Below are 22,004 nucleotides of genomic sequence, written 5' to 3'. Positions count from 1 at the left end.
GACCTATGGCTGCCTCCGACATTCGCCCGCTCCCATTCGGTTCCCTCGTCACCGCCATGGTGACGCCGTTCACCGCCGATGGTGCCGTGGACTTCGACGCCACCGCAGAGCTGGCTGACCGGCTCGTCGAGGATGGATGCGACGGCCTGGTTGTCTCCGGCACAACCGGTGAAACGTCCACGCTGGAAGACCAGGAGAAGGAAGACCTGTTCCGGGTTGTCGCAGAAGCGGTCGGCGGGCGTGCCAAGGTCATCGCCGGCACCGGAACCAACCACACCTCGCACTCCATCGAGATGGCGCGCCGCGCCGAACGTGCCGGCGCGGACGCCCAGCTGGTCGTCACCCCGTACTACAACAAGCCCACGCAGGGCGGCGTCCTGGCGCACTTCGACGCAGTGGCCGGCGCATCCGGGTTGCCCATCATGATCTACGACATTCCGGGCAGGGCCGGGATTCCGATCAGCACCGAAACGATGATCCGTCTGGCCGACAATCCGAAGATCCTGGCGCTTAAGGATGCGAAGGCGGACTACGCCGCAGTGACCCGGGTGCTGGCCAATACTGCGCTCGATGTCTACGCGGGCGACGACGGACTGACGCTTCCGTGGATGGCAGCCGGCGCCGTCGGCGTTGTCAGCGTCAGTGCCCACGTGGCGACCGCCCGCTTCCGCGCCCTCGTCGACGCCGCTGCCACCGGAGACTTCACCACGGCGCGGCGAATCCACTTCGAACTGGATCCCGTTGTGCGCGCCGTCATGACGCACATCCCGGGTGCCGTTTCCGCCAAGCAGATCCTGCGGATGCAGGGTGTGCTCAAGAACTCCGTGGTCAGGCTGCCGCTGGTAGAGCCCACCGCCGTCGAAATGGAACCGGTGCTGGCAGATCTTGCCGAAGCGGGCTGGGACTTTTCTGCGGGCACAGCCCGCTAGCATCCGAAAGGCCTACACATGACAGAATCCGCAGGAACCGCACTCATTCCGCCTCCGCCGCTTGCCGAAGGAACGCTCAGGATTGTTCCGCTCGGCGGCCTCGGCGAAATCGGCCGGAACATGGCTGTTTTCGAGATCGGCGGGAAGCTGCTGATTGTGGACTGCGGAGTGCTGTTTCCCGAGGAAACGCAGCCCGGTGTGGACCTGATCCTGCCCGATTTCTCCTACATCGAGGACCGGCTGGACGACGTCGTGGGCGTGGTGCTCACCCACGGCCACGAGGACCATATCGGCGCGGTGCCATACCTCCTGCGCCTCAAGAACGATCTCCCGCTGATCGGATCGCAGCTGACGCTTGCGCTGATCGAGGCGAAGCTCCAGGAACACCGCATCCGGCCGTACTCGCTCACCGTCGCAGAAGGCCAGATTGAACAGTTCGGACCGTTTGAGTGCGAGTTCGTCGCCGTCAACCACTCCATTCCGGATGCGCTGGCCGTTTTCATCCGAACCGGGGCCGGCACGGTGCTGCATACGGGTGACTTCAAGATGGACCAGCTTCCCCTTGACGGCCGCATCACAGACCTGCGCGCATTCTCACGCCTCGGGGAAGAAGGCGTCGACCTGTTCATGGTTGACTCCACCAACGCGGATGTTCCCGGCTTCACGACGTCCGAGCGTGAAATCGGCCCCGAGCTCGACCGCCTCTTCGGCCAGGTGAAGAAGCGAGTGATCGTTGCTTCCTTCTCTTCCCACATCCACCGGGTCCAGCAGGTTCTCGACGCCGCGGCTGCCCATGGCCGGTTTGTCTGTTTCGCGGGTCGTTCAATGGTTCGGAACATGTCGATCGCCGCAAAGCTGGGGTACCTGCACGTACCGGACGGCATCCTGGTTGATGTGAAGAACGTCGACAACCTTCCCGATGACCGGGTGGTCCTGATGTCGACCGGCTCGCAGGGCGAGCCGATGGCTGCGCTGTCGCGGATGGCCAACGGCGACCACCCGATCACCGTCGGGAAGGGAGACACGGTCATCCTTGCCTCCTCGCTCATCCCGGGTAATGAGAATGCCGTTTTCAGGGTCATCAACGGGCTCCTCAAGTTGGGAGCGGATGTCATCCACAAGGGGAATGCGCGGGTGCACGTGTCCGGTCACGCGGCCGCCGGTGAGCTGCTCTACTGCTACAACATCCTCAAGCCGAAGAACGTCATGCCGGTCCATGGCGAGACCCGGCACCTGATTGCCAATGGAAATCTGGCGATCCAGACCGGGATACCGGCAGGGAATGTTTTGCAGACCGATGACGGCTCGGTCGTGGACCTGTTGGACGGCGTGGCCACCATCGTGGGCGCGATCGAGTGCGGCTACGTTTACGTGGACGGCTCAAGTATCGGCGAAATTACCGATGCCGATCTGAAGGACCGCCGCATTCTCGGTGAGGAAGGCTTCATCTCGATCATCACGGTGGTCAATCGCACCACCGGAACGATTGTCTCCGGACCGGACATTCATGCCCGTGGTTTCGCCGAGGATGACTCCGTGTTCGACGACATCAAGCCTAAGATCAGTACCGCCCTGGCGGAAGCGGTCATGAGCAACAGGGACCACACCACGCACCAGCTTCAGCAAGTGGTCCGGCGGGTGGTGGGTACCTGGGTGAACCGTCGTTACCGGCGTCGTCCGATGATCATTCCGGTTGTCCTGGAGGCCTAGCGGGCGCGCTAATCCCGGAGATCGGGGGCACCGTCCGGTAGCGTAGCAAGTATGGCGACTCGTACTTCCCCTCCTTCTTCGCGGGGTCAGCAGCCGCGGGGTTCACAGCAGCGGGCTCCGAAGTCGCGAGGCTCCCAGCAGTCGCGCACCGGCGGCACTCCCGCGGCAGGGCGTGGCTCAACCGCGCGAGGCACAAACAAGACCCAACCCCTACCTGCCACTGAAGAAAAACTTCCGCTGCCGCTGCGCGCTGTCCGAGGCTTCTGGATGGCTCTTGCCCACCTGGTTGCCGGTGCCGTCCGTAAATTCGGCCATGATGTGCAGCCGCAGAAGGATCTCCGCAGGGATGGCACGGGGTTCTTCCTTTTCCTGTGTGCAGTCGCCGTGGCCACCGTCGAGTGGTGGGCGCTTCCGGGCCCGGTAGCCGGCGTTATCCATGCTGTCGCCGGAGGATCGGTGGGCTGGATGGCGCTGCTGCTGCCCTTCATTCTGCTGATCGGCGCAGTCCGCCTGTTCCGCTACCCTGAGAACCCGCGCGCCAACAACCGTATCGGCATTGGACTCACGGTTTTGACGTTCGCGGGAGCGGGCATCGCCCATCTGGTGGGCGGCCAACCTGAACTGGCCGCAGGGCTGGATCCGCTGTGGCAGGCGGGCGGTGTCGTCGGCTATCTCGTTGCCGGACCGGCCGCCGCCGTACTCTCTGTCTGGCCGGTTGCCGCAGTTCTCGCCTTCCTGGTCTTTTTGAGCATCCTGATTGTGACAGCCACACCGTTCCGTCATATTCCTTCCCGCCTGCGCCGGCTTTATGAGCACCTCATGGGACAGGACCTCCATGACGGCAGCCGGGACAGCGATGAACATGACCAGAGCTACCTGTCCGATCGCGAGCGCGCGGAAGCAAAGCCGAAGAAGAAATCCCGTCTGTTCGGCGGGAAGAAGAAAAACCAGACCCAGGAAGAAGACCAGGACGGCTACGTAGGCGACGAGGCCTTTGAGCGTGCTGTGCTCGACGACGACGGTGACGAACACGCTGGCGGTGAAAGTGTTCAGGCGTCGACGTCCATTCCTCCCGGCGTCCGGCGTCCTACGCAGCAGGAACTGGCCACTGAAAAGATCAAGCGCTCCCAGGGGCTCGGGGAGTCGGAACCGGCTACGGAGGCCATGTCGGTACTCCCGTCAGCGAGCGCGCCGACCGCGCAACCCGCTCCCGTACCGTCCAACCCGGTCCAGCCGCAGGCCCCTGCGACGCCAATCCCACAGCGGACGGAGCAGCTCTCCCTCGCCGGGGACGTAACGTACACGCTGCCGCCCTCGGACTACCTGCCGGCCGGCACGCCGCCCAAGGAACGCTCGGAAGCTAACGACGCGGTCGTCGCCGCGCTCACCCATACCCTTGAGCAGTTCAACGTTGATGCGAAGGTCACTGGCTTCTCACGCGGGCCCACCGTCACCCGCTACGAGATCGAGCTGGCCTCGGGCACCAAGGTGGAGCGGGTGACCGCCCTCTCCAAGAACATCTCCTACGCGGTCGCCAGCTCCGACGTGCGGATCCTCTCGCCCATCCCGGGCAAGTCCGCCATCGGCATCGAAATTCCGAATACAGACCGCGAGACCGTGTCCCTGGGCGACGTCCTGCGATCGGGGAATGCCCGCAAGACGGACCACCCGATGGTCATGGGGGTCGGCAAGGACGTCGAGGGCGGGTTCGTTGTTGCGAACCTCGCCAAGATGCCGCACCTGCTGGTGGCCGGTGCCACCGGTGCGGGTAAGTCCTCCTTCGTGAACTCGATGATCACCTCGATCCTGATGCGCGCCACCCCGGATGAGGTGCGCATGATCATGATCGACCCCAAGCGTGTGGAACTGACGGCCTACGAGGGCGTCCCGCACCTGATCACCCCGATCATCACCAACGCCAAGAAAGCGGCGGAGGCGCTGCAGTGGGTGGTCCGCGAGATGGACACCCGCTACGACGACCTCGCCAACTACGGCTACAAGCACATTGATGACTTCAACAAGGCGGTGCGCAACGGAAAAGTAGTGCCTCCGCCGGACTCCAAGCGCGTCGTGCGGCCGTACCCGTACCTATTGGTCATGGTGGACGAGCTCGCCGACCTCATGATGGTCGCCCCGCGTGATGTCGAGGACTCGATCGTCCGCATCACCCAGCTGGCACGGGCAGCGGGTATCCATCTGGTGCTCGCTACCCAGCGGCCGTCGGTCGACGTCGTGACCGGTCTAATCAAGGCCAACGTGCCGTCCCGGATGGCGTTTGCCACCTCGTCGGTGACTGATTCCCGGGTGGTCCTGGACCAGCCGGGTGCGGAGAAACTGATCGGGCAGGGCGACGCGCTCTTCCTGCCGATGGGGGCGTCCAAGCCCATGCGTGTCCAGGGTGCCTGGGTAACCGAGTCCGAGATCCACCGCGTGGTGGAGCACGTCAAGGAACAGCTGAAGGCCGTCTACCGGGATGACGTCGCGGTGGAGGCGCCGAAGAAGCAGATCGATGACGACATCGGTGACGACCTCGACGTCCTGCTGCAGGCCACCGAGCTGGTGGTCACCACCCAGTTCGGTTCCACGTCGATGCTCCAGCGGAAGCTGCGCGTCGGTTTCGCGAAGGCAGGGCGGCTGATGGACCTGCTGGAATCCAGGGGAGTGGTTGGACCCTCGGAAGGTTCGAAGGCACGCGACGTCCTGGTCAAGCCTGACGATCTCGGTCCCGTTCTTGCCGCGATGCGCGGCGATGACCCGCCCGCACCGGTTGCCGAGCAGGCATCCGACCCCTCGCCCTACCGGGCCGGCGGCGTTCCGGACCTGGTTGCCGAGGACCTCGATTCCCGACCTCAGGCCGAGGACTACCATGACGATGACGGTGACGGTTCCGAAGACGCCTGGTCCTTGACGGACAGGTAGCCTTGACCCGTGAGTAATTCTGACGCCGGAGCGGTTCCCGTCCTCAACGTAGCGAACGTGCTGACGGTCGTACGGATTGTGCTGGTGCCGTTCTTCGTCTGGTTCCTTCTGGCTGACGACGGCGACGGCGGACTCTTCCGCTGGTTCGCCGTGGGTACCTTCGCGGTCGCAATTTACACCGACAAGCTCGACGGCGACATCGCCCGCAGTCGTGGCCTCATCACGAACTTCGGGAAGATCGCCGACCCGATCGCGGACAAGCTGCTTATTGGCGCCGCGCTGATCCTGCTTTCCACGCTGGGCGAGCTGTGGTGGTGGGTGACCATAGTGATCCTTGTCCGTGAGCTTGGTATCACGCTGCTCCGATTCGCGGTCATCCGCTATGGGGTCATGCCTGCTTCGCGCGGTGGAAAACTGAAAACAGTTGTCCAGACTCTCGCGATCTTCCTCTATCTGCTGGTTCCAGCACTCGGCGACTGGTCCTGGTGGCCCGCCGTCGTCGTCATGATGGCAGCACTGGCCATCACCGTGGTGACCGGCGTCGACTACGTGGTGCAGGCCATGCGCCTGAAGCGATCCGCGGGCAATCCCTCACGGTGATGCCGGACTGCGACTGCGCCACCGCGAACGGGAAAGCCATCGCCCTCGCCCGCGAGCAGGGGCTAACTGTTGCCACTGGAGAGTCACTGACTGCCGGGATGGTTGCTGCAACGCTTGCCTCGGTTCCCGGGGCTTCCGCAGTTCTGCGCGGCGGCGTCGTGTCCTACCACGGTGATGTGAAGACGTCCCTTCTTGGCGTTGACCCGGAACTTATCCGACGGGTCGGCGCTGTCGATCCCGAAGTGGCGGGGCAGATGGCCCAGGGTGCAAGAGACGCCTGCGGCGCGGATGTAGGCGTTGCCACCACCGGTGTGGCCGGACCGGAGCCGCATGAGGGGAAGGACGTAGGAACCGTCGTCGTCGCTGTGGTTGCGCTGTCTGTCCGCCTGGTCCGGGAATACCGGTTCGAAGGTACCCGGGCGCAGATCCGGGAAGCCTCCTGCGAAGCAGCAGTGAAGCTGCTCACGGAGGCCCTTGAACGCGAGCGTGAGGGAACAAACGGAGTTCCGCAATAGTTATCAATAGTGTCCAGCACGGAGAACCAGAACGGGCTAGGCTTAAAACAGACGGCTGCAAAGCAGCACGCACAAGGGAGTAAGGCGATACACATGGTAAAGCAACCCGTATCCGTGAACGGTGTTATCCGTTGGCGGGATGTGGGGTTGGCAGAAGATCCGCAACGTAAGCCGAAGGAGCGCAAGATGGTCGTTTTACGCCACGAGATCGGAGACGTCCTGCGGGACGTCCGCCAGCGCCAGGGCCGAACGCTCAGGGAAGTGTCGCACAGTGCCCGGGTCTCCCTTGGTTACCTCAGTGAGGTAGAGCGGGGTCAGAAGGAAGCATCCTCGGAATTGCTGTCCTCGATCTGCTCGGCACTTGATGTGCCGCTTTCATTGATGCTTCGAGAGGTGAGCGATCGCCTGGCAGAAGCAGAAGGAGTAGCCGTTCCCGACACGGTTCCGCAGGAGTTCGCTCAGCAGTTCGGCGGGGACATGCCCGAGGATTTCACCGACGGTTTCAGCAGGGGACTGGCAGTCACCAAGAACTGATGCCGGTACAACCCACATCCAAGTAGAGGCTCGCCGAATGCGGCGGGCCTCTTTTTTGTTCTGCCGTTTTTGTGCGTGCGGCTACCAGTTGTCCTTGGTGTAGGTCTGGTTCAGCTGAGAGATTAGGGTTCCGAGCGTGGTGAGGTCGGACAGGCTCCAGTCTTCCATTAGCTCATGGAACGCTTCCTTGCGAGCCTCCTGCGCAGTGGAAAGCTGCCGCAGGCCATCTTCGGTGAGGCTGATGGATTGAGCGCGGCCGTCGAGCGGGTCAGCGGTTTTCCTGACCAGGCCGAGCTGTTCGAGCATGGCGATCTGCCGGCTGACAGACGGCTTGCCGACACCGATACTGGCCGCCAGCTCGGTCAGGCGCATTGAGCCCTCCCGCTGTAGGATGACCAGCAGTCCGTAGGCAGCCGGTTCCATATCGGGGTGGACCCGCCGCGCTACCTTGTAGGAGTTTGACCGCGCACGCCGCCACAGCATACTGAGCTGTTGTTCCAACGCCTGAACGGCAGCATCGACGGAAGCATCGGGTTCCTGGCGTTCTACAGTCATGAATCTCATTCTAGGGTTTATCGGGAGAAGGAGGATGCAGCATGCGCACAAGTGACTTCTGGCGGCTGATGGATGATGAATTCGGGCCGGCCTATTCGCGGACGCTCGCCCAGACTTTGCATTTGTCCGGACTGGGAGACCGTACGCCGGCCAGTGCAGTGAAGGCAGGGATTGATCCGAAAGCGGTCTGGCTTGCGGTGTGTGAGATGCAGGACGTGCCCGAGTACCGCAGGCTCGGCCGCGACGTGAAGCCGCGGTAGCGATCGGTAAACACGCCGGACGAATCAATCGAATATGTGTTCGGACCGGACTATGCTGGGATGCAGAAGCTTCCTGAGCCACACGTCCTCCACAGTCCCGCTGAATTGCGCGGGATGTCCACATCAGGTGCCCTGCCGGGCAAACTGTCGGAGGCGGGCGTTACGGTCAAGAGGAAACGAGAAACCGGCCCTGTGGCCATGAGTAAACCGAGGTGAATGATGGCCGTACCCGCCGATCGCGCAAAGGCTCTTGAGGCCGCGCTGGCCCAGATTGACAAGCAATACGGCAAGGGCTCCGTCATGCGCCTTGGCGATGAGGTCCGCGCTCCTATTGAAACCATTTCCACCAGCTCCATCGCACTCGACGCTGCGCTTGGAATCGGCGGCCTGCCGCGTGGACGTGTTGTGGAGATCTATGGCCCGGAATCCTCGGGTAAAACCACTGTCGCCCTGCACGCAGTGGCCAACGCCCAGCGCAACGGCGGTATCGCTGCGTTCATCGACGCCGAGCATGCCCTTGATCCCGAATACGCCAAGAAGCTCGGCGTTGACACTGACGCACTGCTGGTCTCGCAGCCGGATACCGGTGAGCAGGCGCTGGAAATCATGGACATGCTGGTAGGTTCCGGCTCCATCGACATCGTCGTTATCGACTCGGTTGCCGCTCTGGTTCCCCGCGCCGAAATCGAGGGCGAAATGGGAGACAGCCACGTGGGGCTGCAGGCGCGGCTGATGAGCCAGGCGCTGCGCAAGATCACGGGCCGGCTGAGCCAGACCAAGACAACCGCGATCTTCATCAACCAGCTTCGTGAAAAGATCGGCGTATTCTTCGGCAGTCCGGAAACCACCACGGGTGGTAAGGCGCTGAAGTTCTATGCGTCGGTTCGCATTGACGTGCGGCGTATCGAAACGCTCAAGGAAGGTACCAACCCGGTTGGTAACCGGACGCGCGCCAAGATCGTGAAGAACAAGATGGCGCCGCCTTTCAAGCAGGCCGAGTTCGACATCCTCTATGGCTTCGGCATTTCCCGCGAGGGCGGGCTTATCGATGTCGGTGTAGAAAACGGTCTTGTGAAGAAGTCGGGTGCGTGGTTCACCTATGACGGCGACCAGTTGGGACAGGGCAAGGAAAACGCCCGCAAGTTCCTTCTGGATAACCCCGATCTCGCGGACGAGTTGGAGCGGAGAATCCGGGAAAAGCTGGGAGTCGGTGGTGCTTCAGAAGCCCCACCGGAGCAGGACGGTCCGAAGTTGAAGGCAGTCGGCGAGGGCCGCTAGCTGTTGAAAAGCGGGTTTTCGGGAAGGTCGGGCGCCGCGACTCAGCGCGGGTCCCGGCGTTCCGCCAGGGCAACCGGACATCAGGCAACCAGTTCAAGCTCGCCGGCTGACGTCACGGCCGAGGCAGACCCCCGCGAAGCGGCGCGCGCTATCGTTTTGCGTCAACTCTCGATGGCCCCGCGGAGTCGTTTCCAGCTCCTTACCAAGCTCCTTGAGCGGGATATCCCGGAGCAGGTAGCGGTCGAAATCCTGGACCGCTACGAGGAAGTCCAGCTGATTGATGATGCGGAGTTCGCCCGCATGTGGGTGCGGAGCAGGGCGCAAACGCGATCGCTTGCGCGATCGGCCATCAAGCGTGAGCTCGCAGACAAGGGCATAACCGGCGAGTTGGCCGAAGAAGCGCTGTCACAGCGGACAGATGAGGATGAGCGCTCGGCGGCCGAGGATCTGGTGCGTCGGAAGATGAGGCCGATCGCCGATCCTGCAGACCGTGCATCCCGTGACAAGCAGGTGCGCCGGCTGGTTGCGATGCTCGCCCGGAAAGGCTACGCGCCGTCGTTGGCGTTCTCCATCGTCAAGGATGTTCTCGATTCACAGGAGTAGGGCACGCCAGCATGCTGGTGACGTTCCAGCCGGCGCGCCAGCGACTGCGTGCCTGCCCGGATTGGGACTGAGCGCGGCGGGCCGTACCCTTAACAGGTGAGTTCCACAGCCGCCCTCCCTTTCCCTCCAGTCCAGCAGACGGAGCAGACCTCGTCCCAGCAGCGCACATACGAAGTGCGCACGTTCGGGTGCCAGATGAACGTGCACGACTCCGAGCGGATCGCAGGGCTCCTGGAAGACGCCGGTTATGCGACCGCTGAAGGGAACCAGGCCGACGTCGTGGTCTTCAATACCTGTGCCGTGCGTGAGAACGCTGACAACAAGCTCTATGGCAATCTCGGTCAGCTCGCTTCCGTGAAAAAGTCGCGGCCCGGAATGCAGATCGCTGTGGGCGGATGCCTCGCCCAAAAAGACCGGGAGACGATCCTCCGCAAAGCGCCATGGGTGGACGCAGTCTTCGGCACGCACAACATCGGCGCGTTGCCGGCGCTGCTCGAGCGCGCGCGCCACAATGACGAAGCACAGCTTGAGATCCTTGAATCCCTGGACGTATTCCCGTCCACCCTCCCGACCAAACGCGATGCGGTGTACTCCGGGTGGGTATCCATTTCCGTCGGTTGCAATAACACCTGCACCTTTTGCATCGTGCCGGCTTTGCGCGGCAAAGAGAAGGACCGGCGCCCTGGAGATATCCTCGCCGAGATTGAGGCCCTCGTGGCCGACGGAGCAATCGAAGTCACGCTGCTTGGCCAGAACGTGAATTCCTACGGCGTCGAATTCGGAGACCGCGGGGCCTTCGCGAAGCTCCTTCGGGCCTGCGGAGACATTCCCGGGCTTGAGAGGGTGCGCTTCACCAGCCCGCACCCCGCGGCATTCACCGACGACGTCATCGACGCCATGGCGGAGACGCCCAACGTTGCCCCGCAGCTCCATATGCCGCTGCAGTCCGGCTCCGACCGGATCCTGAAAGCCATGCGACGGTCCTACCGGTCGGAGAAATTCCTCGGGATCCTCGACAGGGTCCGCGCGCGCATGCCGCACGCCTCAATTTCCACCGACATCATCGTCGGGTTCCCCGGAGAAACCGAGGAGGACTTCCAGGAGACGCTCCAGGTTGTGGAGCAGGCGCGCTTCGCCACCGCCTTCACGTTCCAGTATTCCAAGCGGCCGGGTACCCCCGCTGCGGACCTTCCGGACCAACTCCCGAAGGCTGTAGTCCAGGAGCGGTACGAGCGACTGACGGCACTCCAGGACCGCATCTCGGGGGAAGAGAACGCCGCACAGGTGGGCAGGCAGGTGGAGGTGCTCGTCACTGCGCAACAGGGCCGCAAAGCGCACGAGACCCATCGCGTGAGTGGTCGGGCGCGTGATCAGAGGCTGGTGCACTTCTCGGTCCCTGAGGGCGCGGATACGCCGCGGCCCGGTGACCTCGTCACCGTTACAATCACCGGGGCTGCCGCCTTCCACCTCGTCGCTGATCCGTCGCCGGAGGACTACCGCCTTCGGCGATCCCGCGCCGGCGACGCCTGGGATCGATCGCAGGCAGAGTCGTGCGGAGCTCCTACGCCGGGCGCCGGCGGCAAGGGGGTCTCACTCGGCATGCCTTCCCTTCCTGTCCGTCTTGGCTGAGGTGAACCGGACGGAAGCCGCGGAAACGCTGCCCGTCATCGCCGTCGTCGGACCCACCGGTTCAGGAAAATCGGAGCTGGGTATCGCCCTGGCCGAGGAACTCGGCGGTGAAGTGATCAACGCCGACGCCATGCAGTTCTACCGGGGCATGGACATCGGCACCGCCAAGCTGCCGGTCGTCGAGCGCAGGGGCGTTCGCCATCATCTGTTGGACATCCTCGACGTACGGGACGAAGCCAGCGTCGCCGCCTTCCAGCAGCGCAGCCGCGGAACGATGGCCGAGGTTCGTTCACGCGGCAACGTTCCCATCCTCGTCGGCGGGTCAGGCCTGTACATCCGTGCGGCGCTGGATGAACTGGAATTTCCGCCGACCGATTCCGAAGTGCGCGCTCGTCTTGAATCGGAGAATGACAGGCTGGGCGCCGCTGCTCTGCGGGAGCGGCTTGCCGCCGTCGACCCCGTGTCCGCGGAGAGGATAGGGGACGAGCGGCGGGTCATCCGTGCGCTCGAAGTGCATGAAATCACCGGGCGGCCCTTCAGCTCCTACATGCCCCAACGTCTTTACCATCAGCCCGCCGTCCAGATCGGCCTCGAGGTCGACCGGGAGGTCCTCAAGGGCCGGCTGGCTGATCGCGTACACGCCATGGTTGAGCGGGGGCTTCTCGAGGAGGTCCGCGCGCTTGATGAGCAGGGATTGAGGAACGGACGTACAGCCTCACGCGCCTTGGGTTATAGCCAGTTCCTGCGCGTGCTCGACGGCGAATGGTCCGCTGCGGAGGCAGCCGAGGACACTATTGCCGCCACGCGCCGCTTCGCCCGACGGCAGTTGACGTGGTTCCGGGCTGATGAGCGGGTGCGGTGGCTCAACTGGTGCGATCGGGAGCTTGTTGCGAAAGCTGTGAACGCCCTACGCAGCTCAGGACCCCTATCCTAGAACCGTGAGTTCAAACATCCAGGCAGTATCGCCATCGCGCACGAGACTCTCCGGCCTGCCGTTCACCAAGGGTCACGGCACCGGAAATGACTTCATCCTCGTGGCGGACCCCGACGGCTCAATTGACCTGTCAGCTGCTGACGTTGCCGCTGCATGCGACCGCCACCGCGGTATCGGCGCTGATGGATTGATCCGCGCGGTGCCGTCGTCGCTCCTTCCCGAGGGCAGGGCGCTGCTTGAGCACGTCCCGCAAGCGCACTGGTTCATGGATTACCGCAATGGTGACGGCTCCGTGTCGGAGATGTGCGGTAACGGTGTCCGCGTTTTTGTCCACTTCCTGATCAGTTGCGGACTGATCGAGCTGGAGGAGGGAGCGGTGCTCGCCGTCGGAACCCGTGGCGGTGTAAAGCTGGTCGAGCGGTCCGTTGACGGGTATTCGGTGGACATGGGTCCCTGGGAGTTCATCTACCCGGACGCCGCCGCTACGCGGGCAATGGATTCATTGGTTGAGGCAGACGGGTTGCAGGTTGCCCGCCCGGGCCTTTCCGTCAGCATGGGCAACCCGCACACGGTTGTCGCACTGGCGGAGATTGCCGAATTGCGCGCCACACGGCTCTTCGACGCACCTTCCGTGGACCCGCTGCCACCCAACGGAACCAACGTGGAATTCGTCGTTCCGCATGATCCACTGATGCACGACGGCGTCGGGCAGGTGAGCATGCGTGTCCATGAGCGCGGAGTCGGAGAAACTCTCTCGTGCGGTACCGGGGCGTGTGCGGCCGCCGTGGCGACTCGCTTCTGGGCAGGAGCTGACGCCCCTGACGCCTGGAGCGTCACGGTGCCCGGGGGCACCGTTGGCGTCCGCTTCGCAATCAGCGGGCAGGGAGCCGAGCATGTCCATCTCAGCGGGCCGGCAGTGCTGGTGGCAAGCGGTACGTTCAGCTAAAGCCCGCGCGGTACTCAGGCACCGCGGATGACGCGGAGGATGCGGAAGGACTTTGACGTAGCAGCGCGGTCGACGTCGTAATCGGATGGAAGCTGATCCGCCAGCCATCGCTGCAGCGAATCGGCGCCAAGGTTCTTCTGCACCACCAGCCAGGCCGTTCCGCCCGGTGCCAGACGCGGAAGCCAACGCAGGAGGAGTTCGTGGAGCGCCTCTTTGCCGATCCGGATGGGCGGGTTGGACCAGATGGTATCGAAGGAGATGTCCGCGCTGACATCATCGGGCAGGACAGCCGTCACGTTGGTCAGGCCCAGCCGCCTTGCGTTTTCCCTCGTCAGTTCCAGCGATCGTTCATTGACATCAATCGCGGTGACGTTCGCCTGCGGCGCCTGCATCGCCATGGTCAAAGCGAGCGGTCCCCAGCCGCAGCCAATATCGAGGAGGTTCGACCCACTGGGCGGCGGGACCTCCGAGAGCAGGATCGCCGTCCCCTTGTCGACGCCGTCGGGGCTGAAGATACCGCCCGAGGTTACAAGTTCCCGATTCCGTCCGCCAAGGCTGACGGAAAGCGGACGGCGGCGGTCCGGCCCGGACGGGGAGGCGCTGAAGTAATGCTGCGAATCCATAATGTTCCAGCCTAGTGCTCCGAATGAGACCGCCGGGCCGAAAGGAGTTCCCTGCGCCTCCTGCGCCACCCTAGATGGTCTTCGCGCTGAGTGAATCTACCCCATCCCGCGACAGCAACGGACTACCATGGGAAGACAATCACCAAGGGAGAGCATGACCACACATAACGGAGCGTCGGCAACGCCCGAGCCGGAGATGGGCCCGGATGAGATTCAGGCCGTCATCGACCGGATACTTGCCAAAGACCCCGCATCCGCCACCGCGGCTCCTCGCCGTTTCGGCAGCGGGCCCAGCGGTCGGGCACAGGCGCTGTCGGGTGTAGATGATGAGCACACCGAGTACGACGGCGAACAGCAGGACCTCGCGGAACGGCGCGCGCTGAGGCGTGTCGCAGGGTTGTCCACGGAACTCGAGGACGTCACCGAAGTTGAGTACCGGCAGCTTCGCCTTGAGCGGGTGGTACTTGCGGGCATCTGGGGTGAAGGCACCATCGGGGAGGCGGAAAACTCCCTGCGGGAGCTCGCTGCCCTTGCCGAAACCGCCGGATCCGAAGTGCTTGACGGAATCATTCAGCGGCGTCTGAAACCGGACCCTGGAACCTTTCTCGGAGCAGGTAAGGCCGAGGAACTCAAGAACATTGTGGTCGCGACCGGCGCTGACACCGTGATCGTCGACAGCGAACTCGCACCGTCCCAGCGCCGTGGACTCGAGGACATTGTGAAGGTCAAGGTCATCGACCGCACGGCGCTCATCCTGGATATCTTCGCGCAGCACGCCAAGTCCCGCGAAGGCAAGGCACAGGTCGAGCTCGCGCAACTCGAATACCTCCTGCCGCGTTTGCGCGGCTGGGGTGAATCGATGTCCCGCCAGGCGGGCGGTCAGGTCGGCGGTGCCGGCGCAGGGATGGGTTCGCGCGGACCGGGTGAAACGAAGATCGAACTCGACAGGCGGAAGATCCGTACGCGGATGGCGAAGCTCCGTCGGGAGATCGCCGGGATGAAACCTGCACGCGAGACCAAGCGGGCAAACCGCCGTCGTCGGGAGGTTCCATCCGTAGCGATCGCCGGGTACACCAATGCCGGAAAATCCTCTCTGCTCAATCGCCTGACCGATGCCGGCGTGTTGGTGGAGAACGCACTTTTCGCCACCCTGGATCCCACCGTCCGCCGGGCTCAGACACCGGACGGGCTCGAGTTCACGCTCGCCGACACCGTCGGATTTGTCCGGTCGCTTCCCACACAGCTCGTTGAGGCGTTCCGATCAACGCTCGAGGAAGTTGCCGACGCGGATTTGATTCTCCATGTCGTTGACGCATCGCACCCTGATCCTGAAGGCCAGATCGCTGCGGTTCGGGAAGTGCTGACAGAGGTGGATGCGCGGAAGGTGCCGGAGATCGTTGTCCTCAACAAGGCCGATGCGGCTGATCCATTTGTGCTCGAACGTCTCAGGCAACGGGAACCTCGGCACGCGATCGTGTCCGCCCGCACAGGTCAGGGCATCAAAGAGCTGCTGGACCTTATCAGCCAGTCCATACCGCGCCCCAGCGTAAAACTCACCCTGCTCGTGCCGTATCAGCGCGGCGACGTCGTCAGCCGCCTGCACCAGCCGGATGCGGAAATCCTCCGCCTTGAGCATGTGGAAGACGGTACACAGGTTGAGGTGATGGTCCGGGAAGGCCTGGCCGCAGAACTGGAGCCATTCGTCACCGATGGCTGAGGGGAGCGTAAGTCCCCTTCAACTGCTCGACCACGTTGTGGAAGCGATGGGCGGTCAGCAGCGCAGCGGGCAGCACGAAATGGTGCGCCAGGTGGAGGAGGCGATTGACAGCGGTACCCATCTGCTGGTGCAGGCAGGCACCGGCACCGGGAAGTCGCTGGCGTACCTGCTTCCGCTCATCGCCCATGCGGTGAAGAGCGACACCACCTCGGTCGTCTCCACCGCCACCCTGGCGCTACAGGCGCAAATCGTCAATCGTGATTTGCCGCGGCTTCTGGATACCCTGCGTGGCTCTCTGCCCCGCCCGGTGGACGTAGCGCTGCTGAAGGGCAGGGGCAATTATGTGTGCCGGCATAAGACAGGCGGCGGGTTCCCGGACGAGGATGACTCGGGAGCGCTCTTCGCACTGGACGGTGATTCCGCTTCACCGCATCCGGCCGCCGGACCGTCCACCCCGCTAGGAAGGGAGATCGTCCGGCTGCGGGAGTGGGCGGAGGACACCGAGACCGGCGACCGTGACGAACTCCTTCCCGGTGTCAGCGACCGCGCCTGGCGCCAGGTGTCCGTCTCCAGCATGGAGTGCCTCGGCGCACAGAAGTGCCCAGTCGCCGAGGAATGCTTCAGCGAGCGTGCCCGGGAGAAGGCCGGTCAGGCCGACATCGTCATTACCAACCACGCGCTGCTGGCCATCAACGCGTTCGAGGGACTCGCCGTGCTGCCGGAGCACGATGTCGTGGTCATCGACGAAGCGCATGAACTGAACGACCGGGTTACCTCCGCGGTGTCCGGGCAGCTTTCCGGAGCGTTGATCGCCGCTGCATCAGCTGCAGCGAGGCGCCATCTCGGAGCGGATACCGACACTCTGCAGGACGCGCAACGTGCGTTCGAGGATGCGTTCGATTCACAGCCCAACGGTCTGATGGCAGGCGGGCTGAACGAGCAGCAGGAGTTGGCGCTTGTGCAGCTTCGGGAAGCGTGCCGGCTGGCGTTGTCCGAGTCGAGCACGGACGGATCAGCTCAGTCCGTGGACGGCGGTCGCCAGATGGCCCGCTCGCGTCTCCTTGTGCTGCTCGAGTTGTCCGAGCGCATGGCGGGTGCCGCTGGTGCCGGGGAGGTCTTGTGGACCAGCCGGCCCAGCACGTTCACACCCGGCTCAGGGTACTCAGCGGCGGACGATACATCGCCCGCAACGATCAGCATTGCGCCTTTGTCGGTCGCAGGACGATTAAGGCGGGGACTGTTCGAGGACCATACTGTTGTGCTCACCTCAGCTACCCTCGCGATCGGTTCCGAATTCGGTCCAGTCGCGGGCTCGCTCGGTCTGACCGGCGACGGGGCGCCGTCATGGACCGGGGTTGACGTCGGAAGTCCCTTCGACTATCCGCGCCAGGGTGTCCTTTATGTCGCCAAGGACCTTCCGAAACCGGGACGGGGAACGTCCCAGGAGCAGTTGGACGAGCTGGAGGCCCTGATCAAGGCCTCCCGCGGAGGGGCGCTGGGATTGTTTTCATCCCGCCGAGCGGCGGAAGAAGCTGCCGATGCCCTGCGGGGACGGGTTGGCGTCGAGATCCTCTGTCAGGGCGAGTCGTCCATGTCTGCGCTGGTGAAGCAGTTTTCTGAGGAACCGGACACTTGCCTGTTCGGAACCATGTCCCTGTGGCAGGGAGTCGATGTGCCGGGAAGCTCGTGCCGGCTTGTCACCATCGATCGGATACCTTTCCCGCGGCCTGATGATCCGCTTATGACGGCGCGGACCCGGGCTGTGGCGAAGGCCGGGGGCAACGGCTTCATGAACGTCTCTGCCACCCATGCTGCCGTCCGTCTTGCGCAGGGTGCCGGGCGCCTCATCCGCGCCCACGACGATCGGGGAATGGTGGCCGTGCTGGACTCCCGGCTGGCAACCGCCGGCTACGGAGGCTTCCTGAGAGCCGCTCTGCCGCCCTTCTGGACAACAGCAGACCGAGGGACCGCGCTAGCGGTTCTCTCGCGCCTGGCCGACGCACAGACTGCCTGACTGGCGCCCGCTGGCTTGGGCACTCGCGGATGCGTACCCTGTCCACTTAGAGCGCGCGCATCACCGATACGACTTTCCCCATGATCACTGCGTGATCGCCCAGGATCGGCTCGTAACTGGAGTTCTGGGGTAGCAACCAGGTATGGCTGTCCCGCTGGCGGAACGTCTTCACTGTGGCCTCGTCATCCAGCAGAGCCGCTACGACGTCGCCGTTCTCCGCGTTGCTCTGCCTTCGCACCACTACCCAGTCTCCGTCGCAGATAGCTGCATCGATCATTGAGTCACCGGACACCCGCAGCATGAAGAGATCCCCATGGCCCACAAGCTGGCGGGGAAGCGGCATGACGTCTTCAACAACCTGGTCCGCCAGGATGGGGCCGCCGGCGGCAATACGGCCAACGAGCGGAACCATGGCGGCGTCGACCGCCAGGGTTTGTGCCGGTTCTTCATTCTCGGTCGAAGGATGCGGGATACGCGGTGTGTCGTCTCCGAGCGTTAGCGGAAGCAAGATTTCCATCGCCCGTGGGCGCTTGGGGTCACGTCTGATGTAGCCCATGCGCTCCAGTTGCGAGAGCTGGTGCGTCACGCTGGACAGGCTGGCGAGGCCGACAGTGTCGCCGATCTCGCGCATTGACGGCGGATAGCCGTGGGCAGCCACGCTGCGCTGGATGGTCTCGAGGATCATCTTCTGGCGCGGAGTCATGCCCTTCGGGATGGTTCGGCCCCGAGGACGCCCGCGTCCGCGCTTGGCCTCGGACGCGGGTACTTCTAGATCCTCTGCCGCACTGAGATCTGCCACGAGATGCATCCCTTTCCTCCGGCGGAACCCTTACTGCCGGCTCGCCAACCTGTTTTGTCAGTGGTGGGTGATGAGCTGGATTTCGAAGCGGCCGGACCGTCACCCTCCCCAGCAACGCTAGGGGAGAGCGGACGCCTTTTCAAACATCTGTTCGAGCGAGTCTCGACAATATTAGTTCACAGATGCTAAGAATAAACCCAGAGGAATAGAACATAGCTTCGAACGATCTCCGAACGAAGCAGGTGGGACATCCACACAACCAGAAAGGTGGACGCCATGTCGACGCTCCATTTTGCAGGATCAGCTCCGGTATCACCTGTAAATATGCATGCCGGCCGGAAAGACCGTACGGCACCCGCTCTGCATCTCACACGCCGGGGCTGGGTTGTCCTGGTGGCACTGCCGCTCGCGCTGCTTGCGGGCGTGCTGCTCATTGCCGGTTCTTTCTTCACGTCGCCGGCACTGGCTGCAGGAAGCGGCGGGGAGGTTACCAACACCGCGCAGGTGCACGTCGCGTCGGGGGAAACTCTGTGGGCACTTGCTGCCGAATATGCGCCGGAACGTGATCCGCGTGCAGTTGTCGAGGAGATAGTGGAGCTGAATGCGCTGGCCTCTTCCACGGTGCAGGCCGGGCAGTCACTTCACATCCCGGTCGCTAATCCGTAAGGGAATCCCCAGTCGCTGATGAAGAACCACCAGTCGGTAATCCAGGGAGAGGAATCCTGCGCGGGCGGGCGGATGAGCCTACAGCTTAATAGTGTTCCCCTAACGCAACGGAATTCTTCAACCGGGATCGACGGGCCTTAAACTCTGGTGGTGACCGATCAGTTAGAACGTCTCAGCCGCCTGCCGATTCGAGAGAATCTGCGCGGGCTCCGCCCATATGGAGCCCCCCAGATCGACGTACCGATCCTGCTGAACGTCAACGAGAACACGCATGGCGTTCCAGAAGACGTCCGCACTGCAATAGTGACGGCGGTCGAAAACGCCGTAGCAGGCCTCAACCGCTATCCCGACCGGGAGTTCGCTATGCTTCGCGAACACCTCGCCGGTTATCTTGGTCACGGGCTCTCTGCAGAGAATATCTGGGCAGCGAATGGATCGAACGAGGTCCTTCAGCACATCCTCCTTGCCTTCGGCGGACCTGGCAGGACTGCTATCGGTTTCCCGCCCACTTACTCGATGTATCCGCTGCTCGCCGGATCCACAGGGACCGAGTACCTCTCGGGCTCAAGACAGGATGACTTTGTCCTCGAAGCCCGGGCAACGGCTGACCAGGTAGCCGCCACGGGGGCAAATATCGTTTTCCTTTGCAGTCCCAACAACCCAACCGGCACCGCACTGTCGCTGGACGTTGTCGCCGACGTCTATGAGGCCGGTGCTGCCGCCCAGGCGATCGTCATCGTCGATGAGGCATACGCGGAGTTCGCCCACGCAGGCACGCCGAGTGCACTCGAGCTCCTTCCCGGCAGGGAACGACTCATTGTCTCGCGGACCATGAGTAAGGCCTTCGCCCTGGCCGGCGCACGTGTGGGCTATCTTGCGGCGGCACCAGAGATCGCGGACGCGCTCCGCCTCGTCCGCCTTCCTTACCACCTCTCCGCCATCACACAGGCCACCGCCGTGGCCGCGCTGACCCATTCGGCCAAGCTGCTTGCCAATGTCGATGAAATCAAGCGCCAGAGGGACCGTATCGTATCCGGGCTGGTCGATCTGGGTCTGCCCGTCGCGCCATCGGATTCGAACTTCGTGCTGTTCGGTGGGCTCGAGGACCCACGCGCGGTCTGGCAGAAGCTTCTCGACGCCGGGGTGCTCATCCGCGACGTCGGCATACCGCACCATCTGCGCGTCACAGCCGGTACGCAACAGGAAACAACAGTCTTCCTGGAGACCCTCAAGTCCCTGATCCGGCCCGCCGTCTCCTAAACTGGACCGGGATGCATGCGCGGGCCAGCTGCCCGTCTATTGCCGATACAACCGTAAGGACCACCCATGACCGCGGAAGCTACTGCCAATCGCGCTGCCCGACGGGAGCGGACCACAAGTGAATCGTCGGTGTTCGTCGAACTCAACCTCGACGGCACAGGCCGCTCCGAAATCAGCACGTCGGTGCCGTTCTACGACCACATGCTGACTGCGCTGGCAAAGCACTCACTCATCGATCTCACGGTCAGGGCCACCGGAGACACGCATATCGACGTTCACCACACCGTTGAGGACGTGGCGATCACCCTCGGGGAGGTGCTGCGGGAGGCGCTTGGGAACAAGGCGGGTATCCGGCGTTTCGGCGAAGCGACCGTGCCCCTCGACGAGGCTCTCGCCAACGCCGTCGTCGACATCTCCGGTCGTCCCTACCTCGTTCACTCCGGCGAGCCTTCGGGCCAGGAGTACCACCTCATCGGCGGACACTTCACCGGTTCACTGACACGCCATGTATTCGAAGCGATCACGCTCCATGCGCAGATTTGCCTGCACATGAGCGTCCTCGGCGGGCGGGACCCGCACCACATCGTCGAAGCACAGTTCAAGGCCTTCGCCCGCGCCCTTCGCGCCGCTGTCGAACCGGATCCCCGCGTCAGTGGGATTCCATCCACAAAGGGTGCGCTATGAGCGCGCCGAAAGTCACAGTCCTCGACTACGGGTCGGGCAACATCCGTTCCGCGGTGCGCGCGCTCGAGCACGTCGGTGCCGAGGTGACGCTGAGCGCGGCTGCCGATGACGTCCTCAACGCGGACGGGCTCGTCGTGCCGGGGGTGGGCGCGTTCGCGGCCGTCATGCAGGGCTTGAAAGACGTCGATGCGCTGCGCATGATCGGGCGCAGAGTCGCCGGCAACCGTCCGGTTCTCGGTATCTGCGTCGGACTGCAGGTCCTGTTTGAGGAGGGCGTGGAGCACGGCGTGCGCACGCAGGGCATGGGGGAGTGGCCAGGCACGGTCGAGCGACTCAGGGCCGAGGTTGTCCCGCACATGGGATGGAATACCGTCGAGGCGCCCGCCGGATCGGTGCTTTTCGAAGGTATCGCCGACGAACGTTTCTACTTCGTGCATTCATACGGCGTCCAGGAATGGAACTTCGACGTGAACCAGCCCGCCATGCGCCCACCGCTTGTCACGTGGTCAACCCACGGCGGACCCTTCATCGCCGCGGTCGAAAACGGACCGCTTTCCGCAACCCAGTTCCACCCCGAGAAGTCTGGGGACGCCGGAGCGCAGCTGCTGCGTAACTGGACCGGCAGCCTCGGCTGACAATGTGGAGCCTGATCCTCATGGGACTGGCGGGGCTGCTGATCGGCGGCGTCGTCTCGTTCCACCGGCAGCAAATGCCCCGTGCACTCACCATCAGTTTTGGTGTGCTCGCGGTACTGGCCCTGCTCGCCGCATATCTGCTGACCCTGACCCCTTAGCCGTCCACTGTGCCGGCATCAACGCTTGAACAAAGG

Annotated in this window: 22 protein-coding genes; 19 read left to right on the top strand and 3 right to left on the bottom strand. The window is 63.6% G+C overall.

All coding sequences use genetic code 11. From position 1 onward, the window contains the following. Nucleotides 1-5: 5 nt before the first annotated feature. The 6 genes from dapA (at nt 6) to Q0877_RS01685 (ending at nt 7,207) form a co-directional block, all read left to right on the top strand. Nucleotides 6-929, top strand: coding sequence for a 4-hydroxy-tetrahydrodipicolinate synthase (gene dapA, locus Q0877_RS01710; protein WP_299165324.1), 924 nt, complete (start codon nt 6-8; stop codon nt 927-929). Nucleotides 930-947: 18 nt separating this feature from the next. Further along, on the top strand, nt 948-2,639 hold the full coding sequence (locus Q0877_RS01705; RefSeq protein WP_299165323.1) for a ribonuclease J: 1,692 nt from the start codon (nt 948-950) through the stop codon (nt 2,637-2,639). Nucleotides 2,640-2,690: 51 nt separating this feature from the next. After that, nucleotides 2,691-5,558 carry a DNA translocase FtsK gene (locus Q0877_RS01700; protein WP_299165322.1) on the top strand — a complete coding sequence of 956 codons (2,868 nt, stop codon included), beginning with the start codon at nt 2,691-2,693 and terminating at the stop codon, nt 5,556-5,558. A 9-nt stretch (nt 5,559-5,567) separates the two neighbouring features. Beyond that, a complete protein-coding gene (gene pgsA / locus Q0877_RS01695; RefSeq protein WP_299165321.1) occupies nt 5,568-6,158 on the top strand; it encodes a CDP-diacylglycerol--glycerol-3-phosphate 3-phosphatidyltransferase in 591 nt (196 codons plus the stop codon). Further along, nucleotides 6,158-6,673 carry a CinA family protein gene (locus Q0877_RS01690; protein ID WP_299165320.1) on the top strand — a complete coding sequence of 172 codons (516 nt, stop codon included), beginning with the start codon at nt 6,158-6,160 and terminating at the stop codon, nt 6,671-6,673. Before pgsA ends, Q0877_RS01690 begins: the two co-directional genes overlap by 1 nt. 93 nt (nt 6,674-6,766) lie before the next feature. Beyond that, nucleotides 6,767-7,207 (top strand): helix-turn-helix domain-containing protein, encoded by a 441-nt coding sequence (locus tag Q0877_RS01685; RefSeq protein WP_299165319.1) that lies wholly within the window; start codon nt 6,767-6,769, stop codon nt 7,205-7,207. 81 nt (nt 7,208-7,288) lie between these two features. Here Q0877_RS01685 and Q0877_RS01680 read toward each other — a convergent pair whose 3' ends face one another. After that, nucleotides 7,289-7,762, bottom strand: coding sequence for a MarR family winged helix-turn-helix transcriptional regulator (locus Q0877_RS01680; RefSeq protein ID WP_299165318.1), 474 nt, complete (start codon nt 7,760-7,762; stop codon nt 7,289-7,291). Nucleotides 7,763-7,803: 41 nt separating this feature from the next. Between Q0877_RS01680 and Q0877_RS01675 the strand changes: the two genes are divergently transcribed. The 6 genes from Q0877_RS01675 to dapF all read left to right on the top strand — a co-directional run bounded on the left by Q0877_RS01675 (nt 7,804) and on the right by dapF (nt 13,412). Further along, nucleotides 7,804-8,022 carry a DUF3046 domain-containing protein gene (locus Q0877_RS01675; protein ID WP_299165316.1) on the top strand — a complete coding sequence of 73 codons (219 nt, stop codon included), beginning with the start codon at nt 7,804-7,806 and terminating at the stop codon, nt 8,020-8,022. 219 nt (nt 8,023-8,241) lie between these two features. Beyond that, the gene (gene recA, locus Q0877_RS01670) at nt 8,242-9,300 is read left to right on the top strand and encodes a recombinase RecA (protein WP_299165566.1); all 1,059 of its coding nucleotides are present in this window, start codon (nt 8,242-8,244) and stop codon (nt 9,298-9,300) included. Between the two features lie 171 nt (nt 9,301-9,471). Then, entirely contained in the window at nt 9,472-9,903 is a 432-nt protein-coding gene (locus tag Q0877_RS01665) for a regulatory protein RecX (protein WP_299165315.1), read from the top strand. Between the two features lie 96 nt (nt 9,904-9,999). Further along, complete coding sequence (miaB, locus tag Q0877_RS01660) at nt 10,000-11,532, top strand: tRNA (N6-isopentenyl adenosine(37)-C2)-methylthiotransferase MiaB (protein ID WP_299165314.1); 1,533 nt, start codon at nt 10,000-10,002, stop codon at nt 11,530-11,532. Further along, complete coding sequence (gene miaA / locus Q0877_RS01655; RefSeq protein ID WP_299165312.1) at nt 11,525-12,466, top strand: tRNA (adenosine(37)-N6)-dimethylallyltransferase MiaA; 942 nt, start codon at nt 11,525-11,527, stop codon at nt 12,464-12,466. The genes miaB and miaA overlap by 8 nt, the downstream gene beginning before the upstream one ends. 4 nt (nt 12,467-12,470) lie before the next feature. Further along, complete coding sequence (gene dapF / locus Q0877_RS01650) at nt 12,471-13,412, top strand: diaminopimelate epimerase (RefSeq protein ID WP_299165310.1); 942 nt, start codon at nt 12,471-12,473, stop codon at nt 13,410-13,412. 14 nt (nt 13,413-13,426) lie between these two features. Here dapF and Q0877_RS01645 read toward each other — a convergent pair whose 3' ends face one another. Continuing rightward, entirely contained in the window at nt 13,427-14,035 is a 609-nt protein-coding gene (locus tag Q0877_RS01645) for a class I SAM-dependent methyltransferase (RefSeq protein ID WP_299165308.1), read from the bottom strand. Nucleotides 14,036-14,189: 154 nt separating this feature from the next. Here Q0877_RS01645 and hflX point away from each other — a divergent pair, with 154 nt between their 5' ends. Further along, on the top strand, nt 14,190-15,752 hold the full coding sequence (gene hflX, locus Q0877_RS01640; RefSeq protein WP_299165307.1) for a GTPase HflX: 1,563 nt from the start codon (nt 14,190-14,192) through the stop codon (nt 15,750-15,752). After that, nucleotides 15,745-17,766, top strand: a complete 2,022-nt coding sequence (locus Q0877_RS01635) for an ATP-dependent DNA helicase (RefSeq protein ID WP_299165306.1) — start codon at nt 15,745-15,747, stop codon at nt 17,764-17,766. The genes hflX and Q0877_RS01635 overlap by 8 nt, the downstream gene beginning before the upstream one ends. A gap of 46 nt (nt 17,767-17,812) precedes the next feature. Here Q0877_RS01635 and lexA read toward each other — a convergent pair whose 3' ends face one another. Beyond that, nucleotides 17,813-18,469 (bottom strand): transcriptional repressor LexA, encoded by a 657-nt coding sequence (gene lexA, locus Q0877_RS01630; RefSeq protein WP_299165565.1) that lies wholly within the window; start codon nt 18,467-18,469, stop codon nt 17,813-17,815. A 372-nt stretch (nt 18,470-18,841) separates the two neighbouring features. Between lexA and Q0877_RS01625 the strand changes: the two genes are divergently transcribed. From Q0877_RS01625 to Q0877_RS01605, 5 genes are all read left to right on the top strand, one after another. Further along, on the top strand, nt 18,842-19,231 hold the full coding sequence (locus tag Q0877_RS01625) for a LysM peptidoglycan-binding domain-containing protein (protein WP_299165304.1): 390 nt from the start codon (nt 18,842-18,844) through the stop codon (nt 19,229-19,231). 150 nt (nt 19,232-19,381) lie between these two features. Next, nucleotides 19,382-20,491: a histidinol-phosphate transaminase gene (locus tag Q0877_RS01620; protein ID WP_299165302.1), complete on the top strand. Its 1,110-nt coding sequence runs from the start codon at nt 19,382-19,384 to the stop codon at nt 20,489-20,491. Between the two features lie 66 nt (nt 20,492-20,557). Continuing rightward, nucleotides 20,558-21,175 carry an imidazoleglycerol-phosphate dehydratase HisB gene (gene hisB, locus Q0877_RS01615; protein ID WP_299165301.1) on the top strand — a complete coding sequence of 206 codons (618 nt, stop codon included), beginning with the start codon at nt 20,558-20,560 and terminating at the stop codon, nt 21,173-21,175. Further along, nucleotides 21,172-21,810: an imidazole glycerol phosphate synthase subunit HisH gene (gene hisH / locus Q0877_RS01610; RefSeq protein ID WP_299165300.1), complete on the top strand. Its 639-nt coding sequence runs from the start codon at nt 21,172-21,174 to the stop codon at nt 21,808-21,810. The genes hisB and hisH overlap by 4 nt, the downstream gene beginning before the upstream one ends. Nucleotides 21,811-21,812: 2 nt before the next feature. Continuing rightward, nucleotides 21,813-21,968 (top strand): hypothetical protein, encoded by a 156-nt coding sequence (locus Q0877_RS01605; protein WP_299165299.1) that lies wholly within the window; start codon nt 21,813-21,815, stop codon nt 21,966-21,968. Nucleotides 21,969-22,004 lie beyond the last annotated feature (36 nt).

Source organism: uncultured Arthrobacter sp., from assembly GCF_947495145.1.
Lineage (GTDB): Bacteria > Actinomycetota > Actinomycetes > Actinomycetales > Micrococcaceae > Arthrobacter_D.
Note: the sequence above shows the minus strand (reverse complement) of the source record. Positions and strands in the feature narration are given on the sequence as shown.